10 protein-coding genes are annotated in these 10,213 nt (G+C 71.2%); 4 read left to right on the top strand and 6 right to left on the bottom strand.

Annotation, left to right across the window (positions count from 1 at the left end):
• Positions 1-175 precede the first annotated feature (175 nt).
• Entirely contained in the window at positions 176-451 is a 276-nt protein-coding gene (locus ACIGFK_RS42250) for a hypothetical protein (protein ID WP_376661523.1), read from the top strand.
• Positions 452-462: 11 nt separating this feature from the next.
• On the opposite strand, the gene ACIGFK_RS42245 is transcribed toward ACIGFK_RS42250, so the two are convergent.
• The 4 genes from ACIGFK_RS42245 to ACIGFK_RS42230 form a co-directional block, all read right to left on the bottom strand.
• Entirely contained in the window at positions 463-1,455 is a 993-nt protein-coding gene (locus tag ACIGFK_RS42245) for a DUF4344 domain-containing metallopeptidase (RefSeq protein ID WP_400056130.1), read from the bottom strand.
• A gap of 311 nt (positions 1,456-1,766) precedes the next feature.
• Positions 1,767-2,048 (bottom strand): pyrimidine/purine nucleoside phosphorylase, encoded by a 282-nt coding sequence (locus ACIGFK_RS42240; RefSeq protein WP_400056129.1) that lies wholly within the window; start codon positions 2,046-2,048, stop codon positions 1,767-1,769.
• Positions 2,049-2,204: 156 nt separating this feature from the next.
• Entirely contained in the window at positions 2,205-3,164 is a 960-nt protein-coding gene (locus ACIGFK_RS42235; protein ID WP_400056127.1) for a DUF1152 domain-containing protein, read from the bottom strand.
• 136 nt (positions 3,165-3,300) lie between these two features.
• Positions 3,301-4,392 (bottom strand): mechanosensitive ion channel family protein, encoded by a 1,092-nt coding sequence (locus ACIGFK_RS42230; protein WP_400056126.1) that lies wholly within the window; start codon positions 4,390-4,392, stop codon positions 3,301-3,303.
• 425 nt (positions 4,393-4,817) lie between these two features.
• Between ACIGFK_RS42230 and ACIGFK_RS42225 the strand changes: the two genes are divergently transcribed.
• Complete coding sequence (locus ACIGFK_RS42225; protein ID WP_400056124.1) at positions 4,818-6,428, top strand: FAD-dependent monooxygenase; 1,611 nt, start codon at positions 4,818-4,820, stop codon at positions 6,426-6,428.
• A 1-nt stretch (position 6,429) separates the two neighbouring features.
• Here ACIGFK_RS42225 and ACIGFK_RS42220 read toward each other — a convergent pair whose 3' ends face one another.
• Positions 6,430-6,798, bottom strand: a complete 369-nt coding sequence (locus tag ACIGFK_RS42220; protein WP_376661517.1) for a hypothetical protein — start codon at positions 6,796-6,798, stop codon at positions 6,430-6,432.
• 221 nt (positions 6,799-7,019) lie between these two features.
• On the opposite strand from ACIGFK_RS42220, the gene ACIGFK_RS42215 reads away from it, so the two are divergent.
• Entirely contained in the window at positions 7,020-7,862 is an 843-nt protein-coding gene (locus tag ACIGFK_RS42215) for a hypothetical protein (RefSeq protein ID WP_400056122.1), read from the top strand.
• A 142-nt stretch (positions 7,863-8,004) separates the two neighbouring features.
• Here ACIGFK_RS42215 and ACIGFK_RS42210 read toward each other — a convergent pair whose 3' ends face one another.
• Positions 8,005-9,315 (bottom strand): SgcJ/EcaC family oxidoreductase, encoded by a 1,311-nt coding sequence (locus tag ACIGFK_RS42210; protein ID WP_376661515.1) that lies wholly within the window; start codon positions 9,313-9,315, stop codon positions 8,005-8,007.
• Positions 9,316-9,412: 97 nt separating this feature from the next.
• Between ACIGFK_RS42210 and ACIGFK_RS42205 the strand changes: the two genes are divergently transcribed.
• Complete coding sequence (locus ACIGFK_RS42205) at positions 9,413-9,943, top strand: MarR family winged helix-turn-helix transcriptional regulator (RefSeq protein ID WP_386473703.1); 531 nt, start codon at positions 9,413-9,415, stop codon at positions 9,941-9,943.
• Positions 9,944-10,213: the final 270 nt, after the last annotated feature.

Here is a 10,213-nt window from a genome sequence, read left to right as displayed (position 1 = left end):
CCTGGAACTTCTGGTCCGCCAACCACTGGTACTAAGCCGCCACACGTACACGAAGACGCTCGGCCAGGACTTGCTCCCGGCCGAGCGTCTTTGCGCATGCAGCCGCACAACCACTCCGGGAACGTCACGGGTTGCCGACTCCCGCACGCCACAGGGGCCGGTCTACTGTTGACCCGTGACGTGGAGCGAAGCGGAGTACCTCGACTACCTGAACGCCGAACGGCGCGGCTACGCGTGGGTGATGCAGCATCACGGCGGACTGTCTCCCGAGGAGGCCATGGAGGCCGCCCTGAAGTGGTATGAGTACGAATCGGCTGATGAACCGAACCGCGGGCTGGTCTTCCATGACGACTCGTGGCACTGGGCCATGAGCGCGATTCACGGCGATCGGTACGTACTCACCCACCCCGAACTGGTCGATTCGTCACCCGAATACAGAGCCCTCAAATAGCCGATCGGGAGTCATTGGCCGGTGCGGATCTCGTCGAGCCGCTCCGCCAGGGCGTTCGTCTCGGCGATCCACTGCTCGTGTGCCTTCTTCTGCTCCGCTTCCCCCTGGGTCTTGAACGCCGGATCGAAGTGGGCCTGAAGCTGGGTCCACCAGCCGTAGTCCAGCATCGCCCAGGCCTGCGGGCAGAGGGGGGCCCGGGTCTTCGGGAGGTAGCCGCCGTCGACCAGGGGCTTCTGGTACTTCTTCGGGTCGCTGCCCTCCAGGTAGCACAGGAAGTTGAACACCCGCGCCTGGGTGACGGGGTGATCGCTCGCCAGGCTCTCCAGGGTCAGCCGGCCCTCCTTGCGGGCGATCGCGTCGAAGAGGATCGCGGCGGCCAGCGACGGGCCCGGCCCGACCTCGTTGACGGTGTAGAAGGACGCGAATCCGTCGGCCGCGTCCTCTTCGAGGCCGAGGTTGGCCAGGAGGAGCTGGCGTTGCAGGGCGTGGCCCAGCTCGTGTCCGAAGATGAACTCGGTCGCCAGCGCCGTCAGGTCGTCGGTGTTGTACGCGGACGCGGGGAACGGGGCGGGCCGTTTGACCGTCTTCACGACATCGTCGAACGCGTCCTCGATCTGCGCCAGGAACGCCGGCGGGATGTAGATCGTCCTGCCGTCCGGCTGGGTGACGGCGTCGGTGACACCGGGCGGCACTGCGGTGGTCACCTTCACGACCATGTCGTGCGGGAGGGTGAGCGACTTGTTCACCCAGTCGGCCGCCCGCTCCAGCACGCGGGAGTCCCGGACCGGCGCCACGACCTGCCGGTCCTGCGGTGTGAACGACTTGTCGTCGTAGACGACGGTGACCTTGCCGGAGTGCGTTGCCTGGGGGCTGGGTCCGGCTCCCGGTCCCCGTGCGGCGGCGCGGTCCTCGCCGCTGCACCCGGTGACGGCGATCCCGGCGAGGACCAGGACGCCCGCCAGGGCGCTGCGCGCCCGGCGCGGGTGTCCGGTGGCGTTCGGCATCGTGGTCGGCTCCCGTCGTGCGTCGTCGCACTCATCCTGGAGTCGGCCGGGGAGGGGCGCCCGTCGGGTCGCCCGATCGGTGGACCGTACGTCCGACCGCCGGTCGGCTTTCAGGAGGGGAGGGCCGCCGTACCGGTGGCGGCGGTGCGGCGGACGGTGTTCGGGGGCCGAAGCCGATCCCCCCGGCGGGGGCCCGGTCCCGATGCCCTGCGGTAGCAGTGGCCCGAGCCGGACCCACCGGCCGTTCGTCGGATCCCCGCGTCCCACGGCGCGTGGTCAGCGACGGCCGAGATCTCCTTCCGCGCGAGGCTCTACCGGTATTCGCAGAGGTAGGCGGTCTCGACTGCGACCTCGAGCTGGAACTTGCTGTTGCCCGGGACCTTGAAGTGACTGCCGGTGGAGAAGGTCTCCCAGTCGGGGGCGCCCGGGAGCCTGACGGTCAGCGCGCCGCTCACCACGTGCATGATCTCCGGGGCGTCCGTGCCGAATTCGTACGTGCCGGGAGCCATGACACCGATGGTCGCCGGGCCCTGCTCCTGGGTGAAGGCGATCGACTTGACCGTGCCGTCGAAGTATTCGTTGACCTTGAACATGTGCGTTGCGTCCTCTTGGGGGAACGAGCGGAAATGGCCGGCCGGCTCGTCGCGCCCCTGCGTTACCGGCGGGGGCAAGGCTACCGGTAGCGACCACCGGGATCCCCGGTGCCACCGCCTCGGGCTCCGCCCCCGCCGCCGCGGGCGTTCGCCCTGTCAGTGCGGGATGCGGCGGGACGGGCGGGTGACCAGGTCGTCCCGGAATTCGGCGATCCGCGAATGGACCTGGCGCATCAGATGGGTGTCCTCGATGTGGTCCAGGTAGAGGCAGCGCGCCGCAAGCCCCGGCAGGTCGAAGGCGAAGCACAGGGACATCAGCGGGTTCACGAACAGCTCGCTGCCGCTCGTACGGCTGGTGAACTGGACGTCGCCGAAGGAGCCGCGTACGGCGGCGGCGATCGAGCCGTTCACGATGCTGGGCCGGTCCGGCGTGTGGTCCTGCGCGTGGGCCACGGCGTCCAGGAAGAGCGCCCCCTCGCGGGTCGCGCGCGGTATCGAGAACGCGCCGAGGTAGGCGCCGTCGCGCTCCAGCGCCGCGATGTTCTCCAGCACCAGCGCATGGCTGACCCCGTGGTACGCGTCCACCCCGAAGCCCACCGACACGACGAGGCGCTGCGGTACGTCGTCCAGCGCGGCCAGTGCGGCGACGCTGGTCAGGTCCTCCTCGGGGGTCCCGAGGCCCGCTTCGTCGCCCCGCATCAGGATGTCCGTACCCCCGTCGACGAGCACGACCGCGTCGATGTCGTGCAGGTCGATCAGGGCGCGGTAGGCGGCCCGCAGCGGCTGCACGCCGATCTGGGGGAAGGCGTACACGGTGGACGGGTAGCCGTGGATCTTCAGCCATTGGGCCAGGGTCCGCTCGGGGAAGTAGGCCTGGTGGGGTGCGGAACGAGGGGTGACGGCCGCGAGGTCGGGAGCTTCCCACTCCTCGGCGGGCAGGCCGGCGAGGGAGCTGAAGGAGAGGTTCGCCAGGTGCACCTGCTTGCCCTGGTGCATGAGGGAGAGGGCGACGGGGAGCCCGGCATAGATGTCGAAGCCTCCGCCCGCGCCCGCGACCAGAATCCGTTCGGCGTCCGCGAGCCGGGTGAAGAGGGGGTTGGTGTGCAGGGCTGTCATGGCGCTCATTGTCCGCGGCCGGGTGCGGGGGCGCCGCTGGATTTTCCTGCGGCCCGCGCAGGCATGCTCATGCGTCCCGGCGGGCGGTCGGAGCGAGCCGGGCACGCTCCGACCGCCGCCCGGGGCGGGTTGGGTGCTACTCCAGCCCGTTCCCCGCGAGCACCGAGGCCGCCGCGTCGCGCTGGTGCGGGACCTGTGCTCCCCACGACTGGACCGAGACCGTCCGGGCGGGGGCGGGGATGGAGATGCCCTCCGCCCGGTACCGCTCGTGCAGGCGCTTGATGAACTCGTGCTTGATCCGGTACTGGTCGCTGAACTCGCCCACGCCCAGGATCACGGTGAAGTTGATCCTGGAGTCCGCGAACGTGTGGAAGCGCACGGCGGCCTCGTGGTCGGCGACCCCACCCGAGACGTCGGCCATCACGGTGTCGACGACGTCGAGCGTGACCCGCTCGACGTGCTCCAGGTCGCTGTCGTATCCGACGCCCACCTGGACCAGGATCGACAACTTCTGTTCGGGCTGCGTGAAGTTGGTCATGTTCGTCCGCGCGAGACGGCCGTTGGGGATGATCACCAGGTTGTTCGACAGGTTGCGCACCACGGTGTTGCGCCAGTTGATGTCGACGACGTAGCCCTCCTCGCCGCTGCTCAGCCGGATGTAGTCACCGGGCTGCACCGTCTTCGACGCGAGGATGTGCACGCCCGCGAAGAGGTTGGCCAGGGTGTCCTGCAGGGCCAGGGCGACCGCCAGACCGCCCACTCCGAGCGCCGTGAGCAGCGGCGCGATGGACACGCCCATCGTTTCGAGGGCGACGAGCACACCCATGGTCAGGACGACGACACGGGCGATGTTGACGAAGATGGTGGCCGATCCGGCGACTCCCGTACGGGACTGCGCCAGGGGCTGCACGAGTCCCGCGACGCCCCTGGCCGCCGAGAACGTGGCGATGAGGATCAGCAGGGCGATCAGCGAGTCGTTCACGAGCCCCGTGACCCGCGTGGTGAGCGGCAGCACCGACGCCGCCGCGGCCGCGCCCCCGATGACGGCGGCCCACGGTGCGAGCGTGCGGAGGGCGTCGACGATGATGTCGTCACCGCTCCATGCCGTCCTGCTCGCGTGCCTGCCCAGCCACCGCATGAGGGCGCGCAGCAGCAACCCGGCGGCGACGCCCGCCGCCATCGCGATGGCGGCGACCACCCAGTCGTGCAGGACGAGATCCCGGCTCAAAGGATCCCCTCCGGAGCGAGGGGGCCCGGGCGGACGGCGAGGGCGGCCGCCGGCCGGCATATGTGTCGTATCGTCACTTCTTCACCTGTCACATCGTGCTGTACGGAGCCCCGTTCGAGCACCTGTGCGTACTCGCCACGGGCTGCCATCCTGCCCCACGGACAGTGCGGCACCGCACCTGGGCCCGGCACATGCAGGGGACGGCGCGCCGGCCGCCCGGGCGAACACCGGGCCACGGTGCCGGAGCCCGTGCGGCCCCCCACCGGTTCCCCGGGCGCGCCGACCAACGGGTGAATGCGATCGATCCCCTCGCTGGCAGGGTGGGATGGCAGGGCGTCAGGCGCCGGGCCGTGGTCGGGCGCCGCCGTGCAGGCCGGCGACAGCCGAGTGGCCTGACGGACCGAGGCGAGGGGGAGGAGCCCGACATGCCCGTGGCGGACGCCGAGGTGGACGTGGTCATCGTCGGTGGGGGTCCGGTCGGGCTCACCGCCCGCGCGCTGCTGGAGCGCTGGGGCGTGCGGACCCTGCTCGTGGAGAAGCACCGGGAGCTGTCGCCGTTCCCCCGCTCACGCCTGGTCAACGCGCGCTCGATGGAGATCTTCCGGCAGCTCGGCGTCGACGCCGAGATCGCCGCCGGTTCCTTCGCACCGAAGTTCGGCCGCGTCCGCTTCCGCGACACCCTTTACGACAGCGACTTCGCCACGGCCGCGATGGTGGGGGTCAACGCACCGATCCCCGAGAGCCCCGTGATCGGCGTGGTCACCTCGCAGGACCGCCTGGAACCCACTCTGCTGGCAGCGGTGGACGGAGAGATGCGGTTCGGCGTCGAGCTCGTCGACCTGGCCGAGGAGCCCGAGAGCGTCACCGCGGTGCTCCTCGACCACCGACGCGGTGAAGAGACCCGTGTCCGGGCCCGCTACGTACTCGCCGCCGACGGCGCGAACTCCACCATCCGCCGACGGCTGGGCATCGAGACCGACGGCCCCGGGGCGATGGCGGGATTCACCACCGTCGTGTTCGACGCCGACCTCGGCCGCTGGTGCGCCGAGCAGCCCGCCGGGGTCTATTTCACCGCCCACGGAGCGATCGCCCCGCTCTACCCCGAAGGCGGGTGGGCCTGGCTCGGGCCCACCCCCGACGACACCGGCACCCCCGACACCGACTGGCCGCAGCTCGTCTCGCGCGCTCTCGGCCCCGTGCCCGGCGTACGAGCCGATGTGCTGCGCGTTCAGCATTGGACGATGAACGCGTTCGTCGCCGAACGCCTCCGCCACGGCAGGATCCTGCTCGCCGGTGACGCCGCCCACGCGATCCCGGTCTTCGGCGGCATGGGCATGAACACCGGCGTCGCCGATGCGCACAACCTGTGCTGGAAACTGGCGGGCGTCCTCCACAGGTGGGCCGGACCGGGCGTACTGGACACCTACGAGGCGGAGCGACTGCCCGTCGCCCACCTCACCCTCCGCCAAGCGGTCGACAACACCCGCCTCGCCATCAGCGTGCAGAGCCGGCGCCGCGAGCAGCTGCAAGCCGGCGAGGTGATGGCGTCGGACCGGGTCGAACTGCCGTGGGCCGAGCGGTACTTCGCCCAGCTCGGCCTCGTGTTCGGCGTGGCCTACCGCTCAGACGCCGTCCTCTCCGACGCCGTCCTCTCCGACGGCGACTGCTCCGACGGCGACGCGGCACCCGAGCCGTCCGACGTCGGCGCGGACTACGTCCCCACCGCGGAGCCGGGCCACCGCATGCCGCACCTGTGGCTCACCCCCGGGCGCTCCACGCTCGACACCTTCGGTGAATGGTTCACCCTGCTCACCGCCGACCCCACGCCGTGGGAGCAGCAATCCGCTGCTCCCTGGCCACTGCGCATCGAGCGGCTCACCGACGGGCACAGGGACGTCTGGGGCCTCCCTCCCTACGGAGCACTGCTCATCCGGCCGGACGGACATGTCGGCGCGCGCTGGCACGACCGCCCGCCGAACGGTCACACCCTCCGTGACGCCCTCGGCGCCATCACCCGTACGACGTACCCGAGTTGACCTAGGAGGACCTGCGGCGCATGGCCGTGCGGATCCCGTACAGGACCAAGAGCAGCACGATCACGACGAGCACGATGATCACGAGTTTCCCGAAGAACCCGCCCTTCTTCTTGCTCTTCTTCTTGCCCTTCTTGGTGCCGGTGGTGGCCCGGTCCGGGGAGGACAGCGGCGCCCGCAGGCCGGTTGCCGCGCTGGTTCCGGCCGCGAGGGCGTTGTGGGGGAGCGCCGCCGCAGCGGGAGCCTGCCGCGCGGCCGGTGCGGCCGCCGCGGTGGCGGCCGCGGGTCCGAGCAGAAGCCCGGCGACCACGAGCAGCGGTATGAGCGCTGCCCTCACTGCGGAGCGCTTGCGTGGACTGTTGTTCTTCGTCACTGTCTCTCCTGTTCTCCGATGCCCCGACCGGGCAGGCGGTATGCGGGCGGCCGGGGCTGTGCAGCATCGTCGACGAGTTCGACTGCCCCGGCAAGGGCGTGGACCGAGCTCTGCCCGCAAAAGGATCAGGAGGCAGCCCTGAGGGTGAGGGGTTCGCATCAGGGGCGGAAAGGTACGTTTCGCTGTGCGCCGGGCACTGCACGCGGAACTAGGCTCGGGCCGTGGGACAGCCTGAGCAGCGCGCCGAAGGCGCAGGACCGTTCACCACCCGGCTCACGTGGCACCGCCCCGAAGGGGAAACGGTGGTGTGGGAGTCCCGGCTCGCGCGGAGGCGCGGGTCGCTGTCGGTCCGCGGCCCGGGAGGCGGGGTCAGCACCTCCCGCGCGGCCGATGCCGAGGCCCTCGGCCGACTGCGGAAGCTCAACGCGGTCGCCTCGGGTGCGTTCGTGATCGGCGGGGCGCTCTTCGCCCTCGGTGCCGCCATGGCCCAGTTCGGCTCGGGCGACGCGGTCCAAAGCGCCTCGGTCTACTTCGCGGGGGGCCTGTTCTTCAACACCGGGGGCTACACCTCGCTCCTGCAAGTGCTGAACGCGCCCCGGCACTCCCACGGGGGCGGTCCACTGGTGACGGCGCGCTGGCGCTGGTGGGGGTACGAGCCGATGCGGCTGGACTGGCTGAGCACGTTCGTACTGTTCGTCGGGACGCTCGTGTTCGGCGTCAACCTGTTGGACTCCTTCCTGCAAGGGCTGACAGTCCAGCAGGTCAACCGGCTGATCTGGACTCCCGACGTGGTCGGATGCGTGCTGTTCCTGATCTCGGGGCACCTCGCGTTCGCCGAGATCTGCCACCGCTCCCTGCCCTGCCTCCGCTCGCGCAGTCTCGGGTGGTGGGTCGTCGCCGTGAACCAGTTCGGCTCGGTGCTCTTCATGGTGTCGGCGCTGGCCGCGTTCACCCGGCCGGCCACCGGAAGCCTCGTGAACACCGACATCGCCAACTGGGGGACGCTGACCGGCGCCCTGTGCTTCTCGGCCGGCGGAGTCCTCCAGGCCTTCGAACGCCCCTAGGGCGCTCAGACGCACGGCTACGCCATCGATACACGCCCTGCGGCACACGGGTGCGGGCCCGCCCCCCGTGCGGGCCCGCACGTCCTCCCCGGCCCCGGGAGGGTGGCGCGCCCGGGGCCGGGAAGGTGGAGGTGGAGGAGGGTCAGTCGACCACGACGGTGTTCTGGGCGGCGCCCACGCGCCAGGTGCCGTCCTCCTTGACCAGGATGTAGAACGGGCGGCCCTCCGGCCGGTCGGCGATCCGGGTGCCGTCGTGGCGGACCGGCTGCTGGCGGACGTTCACCGCGGCGACGTCGGGCCGCAGGAACAGCACGCGCTCGACGTCGTACACGGCGGTCGCATCGGCCGTCGCACCGGGCAGCACCTTCTGCGTGAAGGTCGCGATCTCATCGAAGCCCGACAGCCGCTTGCCGTGACCGGTGGTCCACACCGGGTCCTCGCGACGGAAGACCCCGAGGAACCGGTCGACCAGCTCGTTCTGCTGCGCGTACTCGACCTCCGCGACCAGGCTGCGGATCGCCGCCACCTCGGCATCGGTCTCGGGGCCGTCGGGGGCACCGAACACCTCGACCGGCCGGTACGAGCCCGAGACCAGCTCGGCCACCGGGCCCGGCCGGCCCGGCCGCCAGCCCAGGGCCGTACGGGCGGCGGCGCCGCTGACGCTCTGGTCGAGGGCGAGCGCGTCCGCGAACACCTGGCCGAAGACCTCGGCGGCCTGCTCCACCGCCACCACGCGCGGGGCGGCGAGCACGCCGGCTGCGCGGCCGGCGGCGCGGGCCAGGTCGCGCACCGGAACGGCGGACTCGCCGACACCGTGCCAGACGGTACCGGCCTCGGCCCGCTCGACGGCGGCCACGAACAGGTCGGCGAGGTCGTCCACGTGGACGGTCGGCCAGCGCACGCCCTCGTCGCCGTAGTACTCGGGCGCCCCCTGCAGGCGGGCCCGGTCGACCAGGATGGCGGGGATGCCGCCGCCGCGGCCGTACACGATGCCGGGCCGGACGACGACCGCGCGCACGCCCTCGGCGACCTCGGCCAGCACCTGCTGCTCGATCCGGGGGCGGTAGCCGACGATGTCGATCGGGTTGGTGGGGGACTCCTCACCGACCTCCTGGGCCTCGCCCGTGGCACCGAGCACCCAGACGCCGCTGGTGTAGACGAAGGGGCGGCCGGTGCCGCGCAGCGGAGCGGCGAGCGCCTCGATGACGGCCGTGTCCACGTCGGCGTCGCCGCTCGGGGGAGCCAGGTGGATCACGGCCTCGATGTCCGGGGTCACCGCACCGGCAAGCGAGGCGGGGTCGGCGGTGTCGCCGACGCGCCGGGCGTCCCAGCCCCGGCCGGGCTGCGGCGCGGTGCTGCGGGTGAGCGCGACGACCTGGTGTCCGGCGGCGGAGAGGTGGTCGGCAACCGCCGAGCCGATGTAGCCGGTGGCGCCGGTGAGCAGAACCTTCATGACGATCCCCCTACGACGAAAATTTCGACGTCGAAATAATAAAGGACCTTGATCGGCGATGTCAAACAGTTCTACGTCGAAATGTTAGGCTGCGTGCATGACGGAACAGCAGCCGCAGCACGACGGCGTCGACCAGATCACCGCCCAGTGGCACGCGGTCCGCCCCGACCTGGACACCTCGCCGATGGCCGTGATCGGCCGCCTCTCCAGGGCCTCGCGCCTGCTGGAGCGCGGGATCAAGGAGAACCTGGCTGCTCACGGCGTCGAACCCTGGGAGTTCGACGTCCTGGCCACCCTGCTGCGTTCCGGCCCGCCGCACGTCCTCACCGCCGGCGCGCTCAGCTCCGCCGCGATGGTCAGCTCCGCGGCGCTCACGAACCGCATCGACCACCTCGTGGCGAAGGGCCTGGTGGAACGAGCCGTCGACCCCGCCCACCGCCGCCGGGTGCTGATCTCCCTGACCGACACCGGCCGGGAACTCACCAACCGCCTCGCCGAGCACCACCTCGCGGGTGAGGAGCGCCAGCTCGCAGGCCTCACCGCCGCCGAACGCGAGCAGCTCACGGGCCTGCTGCGCCGCGTCCTCCTTACTCTCGGCGACCACGCCGAGGAGCCGCCCCCGAGGTGACACCTCGCAAAGGCGACGGCGTCCGATCGGTCTTCTCAACGAAATCGACTGGGTGCATTCGGTGAGATCCGGGGCCCTTGCCGGTGAGGCGCCCCACAGGACCCAGGTCACATACGAGCCGGGCTAGTAGTCCCTGAACGGCCCCCGCGGCCCTGCACCCACCACCCCGCGGCGCGGTCGTCGGGCCCGTCCTGCGAGGTCGGTTAGTAATCGGGGTCGTTGCCAGGGGGTGGGGGTGTCGGTAGAACTGGATGTGTCGCCGGGCGGCAC

The sequence above is a fragment of the Streptomyces sp. NPDC085524 genome (assembly GCF_044541755.1).
In the GTDB taxonomy this organism is placed as follows: Bacteria; Actinomycetota; Actinomycetes; order Streptomycetales; family Streptomycetaceae; genus Streptomyces.
The sequence above is the reverse complement of the archived record's forward strand: the minus strand, read 5'-3'. Positions and strand labels throughout refer to the sequence as shown.